The organism is Dellaglioa sp. CoH-57-MRSF-19 (assembly GCF_056781975.1).
The window spans coordinates 156,299-171,093 of the sequence record NZ_JBXAXW010000002.1 but is presented as its reverse complement, the minus strand read 5'-3'; the positions used below and the strand labels follow the sequence as shown (position 1 = coordinate 171,093).

16 protein-coding genes and 1 other RNA gene are annotated in these 14,795 nt (G+C 33.7%); 16 read left to right on the top strand and 1 reads right to left on the bottom strand.

Going from position 1 to position 14,795, the window contains the following annotated elements; all coding sequences use genetic code 11:
- Window positions 1–19 precede the first annotated feature (19 nt).
- On the bottom strand, window positions 20–625 hold the full coding sequence (gene recU / locus AC1RO3_RS02625; protein WP_481761292.1) for a Holliday junction resolvase RecU: 606 nt from the start codon (window positions 623–625) through the stop codon (window positions 20–22).
- A 111-nt stretch (window positions 626–736) separates the two neighbouring features.
- On the opposite strand from recU, the gene AC1RO3_RS02620 reads away from it, so the two are divergent.
- The 16 genes from AC1RO3_RS02620 to purN all read left to right on the top strand — a co-directional run bounded on the left by AC1RO3_RS02620 (window position 737) and on the right by purN (window position 14,795).
- The gene (locus AC1RO3_RS02620) at window positions 737–1,303 is read left to right on the top strand and encodes an SLOG family protein (protein ID WP_481761293.1); all 567 of its coding nucleotides are present in this window, start codon (window positions 737–739) and stop codon (window positions 1,301–1,303) included.
- Between the two features lie 66 nt (window positions 1,304–1,369).
- A complete protein-coding gene (gpsB, locus tag AC1RO3_RS02615; RefSeq protein ID WP_481761294.1) occupies window positions 1,370–1,711 on the top strand; it encodes a cell division regulator GpsB in 342 nt (113 codons plus the stop codon).
- A gap of 33 nt (window positions 1,712–1,744) precedes the next feature.
- An RNA gene (gene rnpB / locus AC1RO3_RS02610) (RNase P RNA component class B) lies at window positions 1,745–2,108 on the top strand.
- Between the two features lie 91 nt (window positions 2,109–2,199).
- Window positions 2,200–3,336 (top strand): THUMP domain-containing class I SAM-dependent RNA methyltransferase, encoded by a 1,137-nt coding sequence (locus tag AC1RO3_RS02605; protein WP_409022567.1) that lies wholly within the window; start codon window positions 2,200–2,202, stop codon window positions 3,334–3,336.
- 141 nt (window positions 3,337–3,477) lie between these two features.
- Entirely contained in the window at window positions 3,478–4,080 is a 603-nt protein-coding gene (locus AC1RO3_RS02600) for a nitroreductase family protein (RefSeq protein WP_481761295.1), read from the top strand.
- A 124-nt stretch (window positions 4,081–4,204) separates the two neighbouring features.
- Window positions 4,205–4,597, top strand: coding sequence for an EbsA family protein (locus AC1RO3_RS02595; protein ID WP_481761296.1), 393 nt, complete (start codon window positions 4,205–4,207; stop codon window positions 4,595–4,597).
- A gap of 175 nt (window positions 4,598–4,772) precedes the next feature.
- The gene (gene purE, locus AC1RO3_RS02590; protein WP_481761297.1) at window positions 4,773–5,258 is read left to right on the top strand and encodes a 5-(carboxyamino)imidazole ribonucleotide mutase; all 486 of its coding nucleotides are present in this window, start codon (window positions 4,773–4,775) and stop codon (window positions 5,256–5,258) included.
- Window positions 5,251–6,372 carry a 5-(carboxyamino)imidazole ribonucleotide synthase gene (gene purK / locus AC1RO3_RS02585; protein ID WP_481761298.1) on the top strand — a complete coding sequence of 374 codons (1,122 nt, stop codon included), beginning with the start codon at window positions 5,251–5,253 and terminating at the stop codon, window positions 6,370–6,372. Before purE ends, purK begins: the two co-directional genes overlap by 8 nt.
- A gap of 15 nt (window positions 6,373–6,387) precedes the next feature.
- On the top strand, window positions 6,388–7,683 hold the full coding sequence (gene purB / locus AC1RO3_RS02580) for an adenylosuccinate lyase (protein WP_481761299.1): 1,296 nt from the start codon (window positions 6,388–6,390) through the stop codon (window positions 7,681–7,683).
- A 200-nt stretch (window positions 7,684–7,883) separates the two neighbouring features.
- Window positions 7,884–8,603 carry a phosphoribosylaminoimidazolesuccinocarboxamide synthase gene (gene purC / locus AC1RO3_RS02575; RefSeq protein ID WP_481761407.1) on the top strand — a complete coding sequence of 240 codons (720 nt, stop codon included), beginning with the start codon at window positions 7,884–7,886 and terminating at the stop codon, window positions 8,601–8,603.
- A complete protein-coding gene (purS, locus tag AC1RO3_RS02570; protein ID WP_409022561.1) occupies window positions 8,603–8,854 on the top strand; it encodes a phosphoribosylformylglycinamidine synthase subunit PurS in 252 nt (83 codons plus the stop codon). The genes purC and purS overlap by 1 nt, the downstream gene beginning before the upstream one ends.
- 2 nt (window positions 8,855–8,856) lie before the next feature.
- A complete protein-coding gene (purQ, locus tag AC1RO3_RS02565) occupies window positions 8,857–9,531 on the top strand; it encodes a phosphoribosylformylglycinamidine synthase subunit PurQ (RefSeq protein WP_481761300.1) in 675 nt (224 codons plus the stop codon).
- Between the two features lies 1 nt (window position 9,532).
- On the top strand, window positions 9,533–11,755 hold the full coding sequence (gene purL, locus AC1RO3_RS02560) for a phosphoribosylformylglycinamidine synthase subunit PurL (protein ID WP_481761301.1): 2,223 nt from the start codon (window positions 9,533–9,535) through the stop codon (window positions 11,753–11,755).
- Window positions 11,740–13,170 carry an amidophosphoribosyltransferase gene (gene purF, locus AC1RO3_RS02555; RefSeq protein WP_481761302.1) on the top strand — a complete coding sequence of 477 codons (1,431 nt, stop codon included), beginning with the start codon at window positions 11,740–11,742 and terminating at the stop codon, window positions 13,168–13,170. Before purL ends, purF begins: the two co-directional genes overlap by 16 nt.
- Before the next feature lie 10 nt (window positions 13,171–13,180).
- On the top strand, window positions 13,181–14,215 hold the full coding sequence (purM, locus tag AC1RO3_RS02550; RefSeq protein WP_481761303.1) for a phosphoribosylformylglycinamidine cyclo-ligase: 1,035 nt from the start codon (window positions 13,181–13,183) through the stop codon (window positions 14,213–14,215).
- A 1-nt stretch (window position 14,216) separates the two neighbouring features.
- Window positions 14,217–14,795: a phosphoribosylglycinamide formyltransferase gene (purN, locus tag AC1RO3_RS02545; RefSeq protein ID WP_481761304.1), complete on the top strand. Its 579-nt coding sequence runs from the start codon at window positions 14,217–14,219 to the stop codon at window positions 14,793–14,795.

The window sequence follows — 14,795 nt, the reverse complement described above, 5'->3', positions numbered from 1 at the left end:
TAATTATATAAAGCCTTAATTATAGATGCTCTATCATTTTATCAACGTATTTTAAATAGGGAATGACCGGATTTAAAGTATATTGTATCTCGAATCCTTCAGTTTGGACTGTTTTCAATGGAATTGATTTACGACCATTAACACTCTGCTTATCCCAGTAAGTAAATAGCGTTTTTGATGGTAGTAAGTAGACCTTACCTAAGGTTGTGAACTTCATTATAACAAAACTAATTCCTCTTTGTAATACACATGATTTCATATGGTTAATTTGGTGCTCATGAAAATTACTTAACGGAAATGAAGTTTTATTTTTAGTTTCTTTAGCTTCAAAATCTAAATAGTGGCCATCGTATATGCCATTGTAGTCAGTTGTTGACGCAGTTTGAAAGTAAGCTTCTTTAATAACAGCTGCACTTCGTTTAGGATAATCAACTTTTACAATTTGAATAGGCGTTGGTTTTTTGTGAATGACAGCCATATTATGAGCAAGGTAAAATGCGTTGCTTACGTTGATATCATCCTCTAATGACATCCCCCGTTTACCAAACAACAGCATATTTGACTTTTTTTGCGTATTTAAAGGTGATTGTTCATAAAGTTTTCCATTAGGATAATTAATACTCACAGTTATTTCACGCTCCAATCTAAAATATTATAACAATAAGTGATATAATTTAATAGCTTTAAAGGATTTGGTAACATATTCTTAATATAAGAAAGGAATATTTAATCAATTATGAAGCGTTTATGGGTGACTGGTTATAGAACATACGAATTAGGTATTTTTAATGAAAATGATCTTAAAATAAAAATCATTAAAAGCGCAATTAAAAAAAATATTATTAATGAAATAGAAAATGGATTGAAGTGGGTTATAACTGGCCCTCAGCTTGGTGTTGAGCAATGGACGGCACAAATTTGCCTAGATATACAAAATGAATATCCTGATTTCAAGGTATCAGTTATGCTACCATTCAAAGAGTTTGGTAATAATTGGAAAGATGATAAAAAATTAGTTTTAAATCAAATATTAAATGATGTAGATTTTTCTGATTATGTTAGTAAGGATACCTATCAGTCGCCACAGCAATTAAAAAATTATCAAACTTTTATGATAGAACACACAGATGGCGCGTTATTACTTTATGATTCAGAAAATGAAGGCAAAACAAAATTTGATTTATTAAAAATAAAGCAAACTAAAGAAGTGAAAAACTATGCATTACGTATGATAGATTTTATGGAATTAGAAGATATTGCAAACGAAATGGAAGAGGAACAAAATAATCATTTGAATTATTAAATAATTCTGCTATAATAAACAGGTATTAACATTATTTATGAGAAATTAGTGATGAGGTGTACGAATATGACGGATGTTAATTTTGTACCTAAAGATATCTTACAAAAACATTTTGAAACAAAAATGCGTGGATATGATTCTAAAGAAGTTGACGAATTTCTTGACGATGTTATTAAAGATTATGAAACCTTTGATAAGAAAGTCAAAAAACTTCAAGAAGAAAATGATCGTTTAATTGCTCAAGTCGACGAACTTACAAAACAGGTTACTGTTGGTAAAAGTTCACAGACGACCCAAACAACATCTACAACTTCAAATATGGATATTCTTAAACGATTATCTAATTTGGAACGTCGTGTGTTTGGTGCACAGTTAGATGAGAATGAAAATTCTAGAAATCAATTTTAAATTAATTGAATGATGTAATATAGATTCAGTGTAAATTTCGGGTAATTGCGGTCTATTAAGTTAGGCTGAGGAAAGTCCATGCTTGCACAAGCTGAGATGCTTGTAGTGTTCGTGCTTGGTGAAAAAATAAGCCAAGGTACCTTCGGGTAACGGCGGATAAAATGACTAAGGCTTCGGCTATGTCAAAGTAATCTGTAAAGTGCCACAGAGACGATACAATATTGGAAACGGTATTGCTGGAACGCGGTAAACCCCACGAGTAGGCAACCCAAACTTTGGTAGGGGCGCTTCATGACGGAAATGAACAAATCATGGGGGCAGATAATATCTGGAGATAGATGATTACCACTGATTTCATCGCCTGAGATGGATGACGTACAAAACATGGCTTATAGAAATTTACATGATTTCAGGATGAACTAGGATGAAGAATTTTCTTTTATCCTAGTTTTTTTATTAAAAAAATTAAATTATAGTGAAGGTGCAAAATGGAAACTTTTAAATTATTGGCAACCGCAGCTAGCGGTATTGAGTCAATTGTTGGAAACGAACTTAAACATATGGGTTATGATGTTCAAGTAGAAAATAGTCGTGTCCGCTTCGAAGGAACAATGGAAGATGTTATTAATACAAACCTATGGTTGAGAACCGCAGATCGCGTTAAAATCATTGTTGGTGAGTTTACGGCTACGACTTTTGACGATTTATTTGAACAAACAAAAGCAATCTCTTGGGATAAGTTTTTACCATTAGATGCGGAATTCCCTGTTCAAGGAAAATCTCAAAAATCAACACTCTATAGTGTTCCAGATGCCCAAGCAATCGTGAAAAAAGCAATTGTTGATCAATTAAGTGATGTCTATCACCGTACAACACGCTTACCAGAGACGGGTTCAAAATATCCATTGGAAGTTGCTATTAATAAAGATAACGTCTTATTGACACTTGATACAACGGGTAGCAGTTTATTTAAACGTGGTTATCGTGTTGAAAAGGGTTATGCTCCTTTAAAAGAAAATATGGCAGCTGCGTTAGTTATGTTAACTAATTGGTATCCAGAAAAACCTTTTGTTGATCCAGTATGTGGTTCAGGAACAATCCCAATTGAAGCTGCATTAATGGGACATAATATTGCACCTGGTATCGGTCGTTATTTTGTATTCGAAGATTGGGATTTTGTTGAAAAAGGACTATTTGATCGTTTAAGAGAAAAAGCAAAAGGTGAAGCAAATCTTGATGTAGTATTAGATATAGCAGGTTATGATATTGATGCTGGCATGATTGAAATTGCTAAAAAGAATGCCGCTGAAGCTGGCGTCTTGGATAGTATTGAATTCAAGCAACTTGCTGCAAAAGATTTTACAACAGAAAAAGAAAATGGTGTTTTAGTCGCTAACCCACCATACGGTGAACGATTGAGCGATACTGAATCTGTACGTGTTTTATACAAACAGATGGGTGTTGTTTATAAACAAATGCCTACTTGGAGTAAATATATCTTAACAAGTGACTTAACTTTTGAAGAATATTATGGTTCAAGAGCATCTAAAAAACGTAAGCTATATAATGGCTCATTGAGAACGGATTATTTCCAATATTGGGGTAAACGTAAACCAAGAGCATAATAAATAATAAGTTTAAAAGCTATCTAATCAACGATTAGGTAGCTTTTTTTATTTAAGATAAAAAAAATAAGTGTTATCTCTTTACTTATTAATAGTAAGTGATATACTAAGTTTATTCAAATAGAGAAGGGGAAATTAATTATGAAAACTCAATTATTAGATCTTATGGAACAACGTCGTTCAATTTACGCTTTAGGGGATAAAGTAAGTCAAACACCTGATGAAATTACTGGTGTTATCGAGGATGCTATAAAGAAATCACCAACATCATTCAATAATCAAACAATTAGAGCAGCAATTTTATATGGTAAAAATTCAGACATGGTTTGGGATATCGTTGAAAAACGTCTTAAATCTGAGGTTCCTAATGCTGAAGCATATAAGAAAACTCAAGAAAAGATTGCAACATTCCGTGCTGGATTTGGAACAATATTATACTTTATAGATACTGATGTTGTTGCTCAAAATGAAAAAGATTTTGCTTTATACGCTGATAACTTCAGAGTTTGGGCAGAACAAGGTTTGGGCGGTGCTCAACAAAGTGTTTGGACAGTATTAGCTGAAAATGGTATTGGCGCAAGTTTACAACATTATAATCCACTTATTGATACTGAAATTAAAAATGCGTTTAATATCCCTGGAAACTGGGAATTACGTGCACAAATGCCATTTGGTTCAATTGAAGCAGCGGCAGGAGATAAAGATTTCATGTTAGATGATGACAGATTCTTAGTTATTAAATAATAGTTCAAAAAGATGAAACTTAAGGTTTCATCTTTTTTTATGGAAAAATATAGAATATCTGATCAATTATGTTAAGCTTTAAATATAGAAGAATAATTTTATTGTGTTAGAGGAGATCATAAGCATGAAAAAATATCAAAAAACATATTTTTATCAACCCGAGCTAGCTAAAACGGTTATTTTATGGTCATGGACGTTCTGCTTATTTTTAGGTAGTTTATTATTATGGTTAGAGATAACAACATTACAAATTTGGACAATTGTTTTATTTATACTTTTTCTTATTGTATCAATTGTTCAAATCTTGAATCGTAAATTAATAGTTGACGACAAAAATATTAAGTTAACTAAGGTTATTCGAAAACATAATGAAATAATTGAAATTTCCGCAATAAAACAAGTTAAATTAAGAAGATTTGGACTATCTTTTTATTTAGCCAATAGTAAAAAGTCAGTTGTTTTGAATTCTAGAAGCAAGTTACAATTATACACGGACCTTAAAAAGGGAAATAAATGATGCCAATAGGTGTCATTTATTTTTTTATAAAAAAGAAATATTAAAAAGAGAAATAGCTTGAATATCCATTAAAATACGAACTATTTTTATTAATTTTTTAATTTCGTCCTTTTTTTGCTTTGACACAACGCTGAGTTGTTGATAGAATAGGTTTATTAAATTTGGAGGTAATCGAATGGCAAAGATAGCAATTGTAATGGGATCGATTTCCGACTGGACCACAATGAAATTTACGGCTAATTTATTAGATGAACTTGATATTGAGTATGATAAAAAAGTTATTTCGGCACATCGAATGCCAATAGAAATGATTAAATTTGCAGAAAGTGCGGATAAAAATGGGTATGAAGTTATTATTGCTGGTGCGGGTGGTGCCGCACATTTACCAGGAATGATTGCAGCTTCAACCGTCATCCCTGTAGTAGGCGTTCCGGTGCAGTCCCATGCGCTAAATGGAATAGACTCTTTACTGTCAATTGTTCAGATGCCTGCGGGAACACCCGTAGCAACTATGGCAATTGGTAAAGCAGGTGCAACAAATGCCGGCATCTTTGCCGCAAAAATTTGTGCCTTAAGTGATTCAACTATAAAAGATAATTTAAAGTCATATCAATTATCACTCCATCAAAAATCTTTGGAAAGTAGTGATTTACTTGATTAAAAGGATATTACCAGGACAAACAATTGGTATTATTGGTGGTGGTCAGCTAGGACAAATGATGACAACGTCTGCAAAAGAAATGGGTTATCGTGTGATTATATTAGATCCGCAAAAAGATTGCCCAGCTGCTCAGGTTGCGGACAAACAAGTGATTGCAGATTATGACGATGAGATTGCTATTTTAAATCTTGCAAAAATGTGTGATGTACTAACGTTTGAGTTTGAAAATGTAGATGCTGATACGATTGATGCAGCAAAGCAATATTGCTATGTTCCACAAGGGTCGACTGCACTGCGTATTTCACAAGATAGAATTAGTGAGAAACAATTTTTGGAAGCTCATAATTATCCAATCGCACCATTTAAATTAATACAAAGTTTTGATGATTTAGAAAATGCCATTAAAATAACTGGGTACCCATCAATTTTAAAAACGATTCGTGGCGGATATGATGGTAAAGGACAAGTTATTTTAAAGACAAGTGCTGATTTGATTGAAGCGGGAAAATTGATTCAAAATAGAACATGCGTGTTAGAAGGCTTTGTTCAGTTTGATCGTGAAGTTTCCGTTATCATTGCTAGAAATGAATTAGGCCAACAAAGTATTTTTCCGATTATCGAAAATCAACATCGTCATAATATTTTACATGAGAGTTCTTGTCCGAGTCGTTTATCGATTGAGACAAGAAAAGAAGTTGAAATTATTGCAAGTCAAATTGCTGATGATTGTTTGTCTGTTGGAACAATGGGGATTGAATTTTTTGTTTCAGATTCAGGTGGCGTTTATGTTAATGAAATTGCACCTAGACCACATAATTCCGGACATTTAACAATTGAGGCCTGTTCCTTATCACAATTTGAAGCGCATATTAGAGGAATTTGTAATTTACCAATGTTAAAACCACAGTTGTTAAGTCATGCTATTATGATTAATATTTTGGGACAACATGTCCAGTCAGTATTAAATGAAATTCAAAATGAAGGTCAATGGCGGTTTCATTTTTATGGTAAAAATGAAGCAAAACAAGATCGTAAGATGGGTCATGTAACGATATTAACCGATAATATTGAGCAAGCTAAAATTGATGTATATCAAACGAAAATTTGGGATTAAGAGAGGAAGATAAAAATGATTGATCGTTATACAAATGCTGAGATGGGTGCCATATGGTCAGATGAAAATAAATATAAAGCTTGGTTAGAAGTTGAAACATTAGCTAGTGAGGCTTGGGTTGAACTAGGCCATGTTCCAGCAGAAGACGCTGAAAAAATTCGTAAAAATGCTAGTTTTGATATTGATCGTATTTTAGAAATTGAACAAGAAACAAAGCATGATGTCGTTGCCTTTACAAGAGCTGTCTCAGAATCTCTAGGGGAAGAACGTAAGTGGGTTCATTATGGATTAACTTCTACAGATGTAGTTGATACAGCGTATGGATCTATTTTAAAACAGGCTAATGAAATTTTGCGTAAGGATATTGAAGAATTTATGGCTGTTTTAGCTGATAAAGCAGTTGAATATAAAGATACTGTTATGATGGGTAGAACACACGGTGTACATGCTGAACCAACAACATTTGGATTGAAAATTGCATTGTGGTATTCTGAAATGAAACGTCATCAAATTCGTTTTAATGATGCAGCATTAGATGTTGAAGCTGGAAAAATTAGTGGTGCTGTAGGAACATTTGCCAATATCCCAATGTTTGTGGAAACTTATGTTTGTGAGCATCTTGGAATTAGACCTCAAGAAATATCGACACAAGTCTTACCACGAGATTTACATGCTAATTATGTTTCTGAGATGGCTCTTCTTGCAACATCGATTGAAAAAATGGCAACAGAAATTCGTGGATTACAAAAAAGTGAGACACGAGAAGTTGAAGAATATTTCGCTAAAGGCCAAAAAGGTTCATCAGCTATGCCACATAAACGTAATCCAATTGGTTCAGAAAATATTACAGGGTTAGCGCGTGTCATTCGAGGACATATGGTCACTGCCTTCGAAGATGTTACATTATGGCATGAACGAGATATTTCACATAGCTCTGCAGAACGTATTATATTACCCGATACAACTATTTTATTAGATTACATGCTACGTCGCTTTACAAAAATAGTTAAAGAATTAACAGTATTTCCGGAAAATATGAAAAAAAATATGGACCGTACTTTTGGTCTTATTTACAGCCAAAGAGTTTTACTTAAATTAATTGATAGTGGCATGTCTAGAGAGGCTGCATATGATTTAATTCAACCTAAGACGGCAATCTCTTGGGATCAACAAATACAGTTCCGTCCCTTATTAGAAGCAGATGAACAAATAATGTCTGCATTAACTCAAGCAGACTTAGATGATGCTTTTGATTATCATTATCATATTAGAAATGTTGATGCTATTTTCGAACGAATTGGTCTCATTTAAAGAAATATGTAAACCATAAAGTTATTTTAATAGCTTTATGGTTTTTTGTTTGCCATAATACGAACTTTAAATTAAAAAAATATAAAAATAATCGTATTTTACCTTGATAAATTATATAGTAATTGTTAAACTATATTTGTAAAGAACGAACTATTTAGTTAAAAAGTATATTTTTATATGTTTTTATTCTTAAGGGGGCTATTCGCTTGGATCAATTGATTTACGAAGGAAAAGCTAAAGATGTTTATCAAACTAATGATGAAGAAGTATTAAGAATGGTATACAAAAACCAAGCTACCGCACTTAATGGTAAACGGAAAGAAGAAATATTAGGTAAGGGATTATTAAGCCATCAAATATCTGATATTATTTTTTCTTATTTAATGGCAAACGGTATTAAAACACATTTCATTGAAGATGTTTCTAAAACCGAACAATTAGTTAAAAAAGTTGAAATAATTCCAATTGAAGTTGTTTTACGAAATACTATTGCAGGTAGTTTTGCTCGTAAATTTGATCAAGTTGAAGGAACTAAATTAACAGTTCCTGTTATTGAATACTATTATAAGAATGATGCTCTAGACGATCCTGGAATAAATGAGTCACAAATTTTTGCGTTAAATTTTGCGACTAAAATAGAAATGGACGAAATAAAGAAACAAGTCCTTCATATTAATCAGCTACTGTATAAATTATTTAAAGACATCAATATTGATTTAATTGATTTTAAACTTGAATTCGGTCGGTATCATGGGGAACTTATTTTGGCAGATGAATTTTCACCTGATAATGCACGTTTATGGGATTCGAAGACACATAAATCATTAGATAAGGATATTTTCAGAAAAAACCAAGGTAGCATTATTCCAGTATATCAAGATGTTTTAAACCGACTAAAAAATCGAAATGAGGTCAAATAATGTATAGTGTAAAAGTTTACGTTACATATAAAGAATCAGTTTTAGATCCGCAAGGTCAAGCTGTTAATGAAGCGATTAACCGATTAGGATTCTCAGGTGTTAGTGACGTTCGAGTTGGTAAATATTTTGTGTTAAAGGTTGAAGCAACTGAATTAGAGATAGACCAAAAAATTGATGCGATTTGTGATAAATTATTAGCTAATCCAAATATGGAGCAATATCGTTACGAACTTGAAAAAGTGGAGGCTTAATCATGAAATTTGCAGTTGTTGTATTTCCTGGTTCAAATTGTGATTATGATTTACTTCACGCTATTCGGGATGGTTTACATGAACAAGCTGAGTTTGTGTCGTATACAGAGGAATCTCTTGATGGTTTTGATGGTGTATTACTTCCAGGTGGATTTTCATACGGCGATTACTTAAGAAGTGGGGCAATTGCCAGTTTATCACCCATTATGAATGAAGTGAGACGTTTTGCGGATGAAGGTAAACTAGTGTTTGGAACCTGTAATGGATTTCAAATGTTAACGGAAATGCAACTACTTCCAGGTGCATTAATTCAAAATAAAAATATTAAATTTATTTGTAAGCCAGTTACTTTGGAAATTGTTAATAATCAAACGCGTTTTACAACTGATTATAAAACGCAAACGACAATTGAATTACCAATTGCTCATGGCGAGGGTAATTATTATTGTGATGATGAAACATTAGCTTCTCTTAAGAAAAATAATCAAATTATTTTTAGATATCAAGATAACCCAAATGGAAGTATTGATAATATTGCTGGAATTATTAATGAGCGTGGAAATGTACTTGGTATGATGCCGCATCCAGAACGTGCTATTGAAGCATTGCTCGGTTCAACGGACGGCCTAAATTTATTTAAATCGATGTTAACGACATACACAGAGGGAGTGGGTTAATTTGGTTACAAAACAAGAACCGACGGCACAAATAATTGAAGATACCAAATTATATCAAAATTGGGGATTAACTGATTCAGAATATAAGTTAATTAAAGATGATATTTTAAGTCGTCAACCTAACTATACTGAAACTGGTTTATTTTCAGTAATGTGGAGTGAGCATTGTTCTTACAAAAATTCCCGCCCCGTTTTAAAACATTTTCCAAATTCTGGGCCGCAAGTTTTACAAGGACCTGGAGAAGGTGCTGGTGTTATTGATATTGGTGATGGTAAAGCAGTTGTATTTAAAGCTGAAAGCCATAATCATCCCTCAGCTGTTGAACCCTATGAAGGTGCCGCAACAGGTGTCGGCGGTATTATCAGAGATATTTTTTCAATGGGGGCAACACCTATTGCACTTCTTGACAGTTTACGTTTCGGTGAACTAGATAATGAGCACACTAAGTATCTTGTTTCAGAAATTGTAGCTGGTATCGGAGGATACGGTAACTGTATTGGTATTCCAACTGTTGGTGGAGAAATAGGATTTGATCCTTGTTATGAGGGTAACCCACTAGTAAATGCAATGTGTGTTGGACTGATTGATCATAAAAATATTCAAAAAGGCCAGGCAAAAGGTGATGGAAATCTAGTTATTTATGTTGGTGCTAAAACGGGTCGTGATGGTATTCATGGGGCAACGTTTGCTTCTGATGAATTTGCTGATGATAAAGAAACACAGCGTTCAGCTGTTCAAGTTGGTGATCCATTCATGGAAAAATTATTAATGGATGCTTGTCTCGAACTTATTCTAGATCATCCAGACTGGTTAGTTGGTATTCAAGATATGGGAGCTGCTGGATTAGTTTCGTCAACTGCTGAAATGGCCTCGAAAGCTAAATCAGGGATGGTACTTGATTTAGATAACGTTCCACAACGTGAAACTAATATGTCTGCTTACGAAATGATGTTATCTGAATCTCAAGAACGGATGGTTCTTTGTATTAAACCTGAATTTGAAACTAAAGTTATCAATTTATTTAAAAAATATGATTTAGAAGCCGTTAATATCGGGTATGTAACAGAAAATACGGATTATGTTTTAATACATGAGGGAAAAATTGTTGCTAATATTCCCGTTGATTCTTTAGCAAGTGATGCACCAGTCTATCATAAGGAACAAAAAGAACCTGCAAGAATCAGCAAATTTAAAGCGCAGTCTGATTTTATACCTGAAATAGAAAATACGAAGCAAACTTGGTTAGATTTGTTACAACAACCAACAATCGCATCCAAAAAATCATTGTACGAAACGTACGATTCTCAAGTTAAAGTCAATACAGTGGTTAGACCTGGTAGTGATGCAGGTGTTATTCGAATTAGAGAAACTAATAAGGCACTCGCAATGACAACAGATTGTAATGCGCGTTATATTTACTTGAATCCTAAGGTTGGTGGTCAAATTGCTGTTTCTGAAGCAGCGCGTAACATAGTTGCATCTGGTGGACAACCACTCGCTATTACAGATTGCTTAAATTATGGACGTCCTGAAAATCCAGAAATTTTTTGGGAATTTGATCAAAGTGCTATCGGTATTTCTGAAGCATGTGACTTATTTAATACACCTGTTATTTCTGGTAATGTCTCTTTATATAATGAATTTAATGAACAAGCCATTTATCCAACGCCAATGATTGGAATGGTTGGTTTAATTAAAGATGTTAAAAATATAACAACGCAAGATTTTAAACATGCTAATGATTTAATTTATTTAGTGGGTACAACTTATAATGATTTTAATGGTTCAGAAATTCAGAAAATGACTACTAACGAGATTTCCGGAGATATTAAACATTTTGATTTAAAGACTGAACAAAGTAACCAAGCGTTTGTTTTAGAAGCTATCGAATCTGGTTTAGTCGAAAGTGCACATGATTTATCTGAAGGTGGTCTAGCCGTTGCTTTAAGTGAATCCGTATTTAAAAACGATTTAGGTATTGATATTAATGTAAATATGACAGATGCACAACTTTTCTCAGAATCACAATCGCGATTCATTTTATCGATTAAATCAGAAAATAAGACAGATTTTGAAAATTTAATGAATCAAACTGCTGAAAAAATTGGCTGTGTTACAGCAGACCAATTAATTAACGTGACGACAAAAGGGAGTAAGATAACTCTTACAACTTCTGAAGCCAAACAAGTTTGGGAGGATGCAATTCCGTGCCTAATGAAATAAGAAGTTTAAATGAAGAATGTGGTGTTTTTGGTGTTTGGGGAAATGAAGATGCAAATCAGATTACCTATTTTGGTCTGCATAGTTTACAACATCGCGGCCAAGAAGGTGCAGGAATTGTATCAAATGATGAAGGTAAACTAATTGGTTATAGAGGATTAGGATTACTATCAGATGTTTTTAGAAATCCTGAAAAAATAAAAAAATTAACCGGTAATGCAGCTATTGGACATGTACGTTATGCAACGGCCGGTAGTAACGGAATTGATAACATTCAGCCATTTTTATTTGATTTTTACGATACACAGTTTGCCTTAGCCCATAATGGTAATTTAACTAATGCGGTAACGCTTAGAAATGAGTTAGAGCAAGATGGGGCTATTTTCAAATCAAGTTCGGATTCAGAGGTTTTGATGCACTTAATTCGTCGTTCATCACAAGACACTTTGCATGAACAGGTTAAAGACGCATTAAATCAAGTACATGGTGGGTTTGCTTACTTATTAATGACGTCAAACTACATGATTGCGGCACTTGATCCAAATGGATTTAGACCACTATCTATTGGTCAAATGGTAAATGGTGCTTACGTCGTTGCAAGTGAAACCTGTGCTTTAGATTCTGTTGGGGCAGAATTCGTTCGCGATGTGAACCCTGGTGAAATCGTCACTATTACTGACGAAGGGCTATCAATTGACGTTTATACAACTGAAACTAAAATGTCAATTTGTTCAATGGAATATATTTATTTTGCAAGACCGGATTCGGATATTTGTGGGATTAATGTCCATTCTGCTCGTAAAAGAATGGGTCGCAAACTAGCACGAGAAACGGGTATTGATGCAGATATGGTTATTGGTGTACCAAATTCCTCATTGTCTGCAGCTAGTGGTTATGCAGAAGAAAGTGGCATTCCTTATGAAATGGGATTAGTTAAAAATCAATATATTGGCCGGACCTTTATTCAACCCACCCAAAGACTTAGAGAACAAGGGGTGCGAATGAAATTATCAGCTGTTAAAAGCGTGGTTAAGGGTAAAAAGATTATTTTAGTCGATGATTCAATTGTTCGGGGGACAACGAGTAAACACATTGTTAGATTGTTAAAAGAAGCTGGAGCTGCTGAAGTTCATTTGCGAATTGCGTCACCACCTCTTAAATACCCTTGTTTTTATGGGATTGATATTCAAAAGCAATCTGAATTAATTGCCGCAAATAAATCAATTGAAGAAATGAAGGCTATTATTGGGGCAGACTCATTAGCATTTCTAAGTGAAGCTGGATTAATTGCTTCAATTGGTTTGAATTTAGATGCCCCATATTCAGGACTATGTATGGCTTACTTTAATGGTGATTATCCAACGCCATTATATGATTACGAGGATGAGTATTTAGCAAACTTAACGACAGAAAAGTGAGGACTTCAAAATGGTAAATGCTTATCAAAAATCGGGTGTTGATGTGAATGCAGGGTATGACGTCGTTAATCGAATTAATAAACAAATGTCACTGGTAAATGAAACAAGTTCAGTTGGTGGATTTGGAGGACTCTTTGATCTCAGTCGATTAGGTATTATAGAGCCACTTATGGTTTCAGGTACTGATGGCGTTGGCACCAAATTGATGGTTGCCTTTGAAACAAATCGACATGACACAATTGGGATTGATTGTGTGGCTATGTGTGTTAATGACATTGTTGCTCAGGGTGCAACGCCTCTATACTTTTTGGACTACTTAGCGACTGGCAAAACTGAACCTCAAAAAATTGAAAGTATTATTTCTGGGGTAATTAAAGGATGTCAAACAGCACATATGAATCTTATTGGTGGTGAAACAGCTGAAATGCCAGGGATGTATCAAAAAACACATTATGATATGGCCGGATTTGCGGTTGGTGTTGTTGAAAAAAGTCAATTAATAGATGGTCATTCAATTCAAGAAAATGACATTTTAATTGGAATTTCGTCAACCGGTATTCATTCAAATGGATTCTCACTTGTTAGAAAGATATTTCTTGAAGACATGGCTTTTAATTTAGATGAAGCTTTACCAGAAATACCTAATGAATCACTTGCTGAAATATTAATGACACCAACAAAAATTTATGTAGATGATCTGATTCCTTTATTTCAAGATAATTTGATTAAAGGCGCAGCACATATTACAGGTGGTGGCTTTATTGAAAATATACCAAGAATGTTACCAGAAGGGCTAAAAGCAACAATTAATCTAGGATTATGGCCAGTACTACCAATTTTTGATGCCATCTCTAGATACGGTGAGATACCCCATTCAGAGATGTATGAAATTTTTAATATGGGTATTGGAATGGTTTTGGCTGTTGATAAAGCTAACGTTGAACAGGTGCTGACACAATTAAATAAAGAAACTGTACACGCTTATGAAATAGGCAGTATAGAAATTAAAAATACTGATCAAACGGTCGAATTGGTAGGTAAATAAAATGGTCAAAGTAGCAATTTTTGCATCAGGGACCGGTTCTAATTTTGAATTTATTGCAGATAATCAGGCATTAAAAGATGCAGGATTAGAAATTGAAGTTTTAGTTTGTGATCGACCAAAAGCGGCTGTCATTAAAAAGGCAGCACGTAGAGGAATTCCAACCTTTATTATTCAACCTAAAGACTTTGAAAATCGTAGTCATTATGAACAAGTGATTGTTAATGAATTAGCTAAGTATCAAATCGACACCATTTTATTGGCGGGTTATATGCGTGTGATTACAAGTACATTATTGAGTAAGTATCCGATGGAAATTATTAATATTCATCCCGCAATGTTACCCCTTTTTCCAGGTATTCATGGAATTGAGGATGCGTATAAGGCAGGTGTTAGTGTAACTGGTGTGACGATACACTACATTGACGAAGGTGTTGATACGGGGCCAATTATAGCGCAACAAAGTATTCCTATTTTACCAAATGAAACACTTGAACAATTGGAAAGTAAGATTCATGATGTTGAACACCAACTATATCCAAAGGTGATTCTAAATTTATTAAACAATAAAAAGGGAGATTAA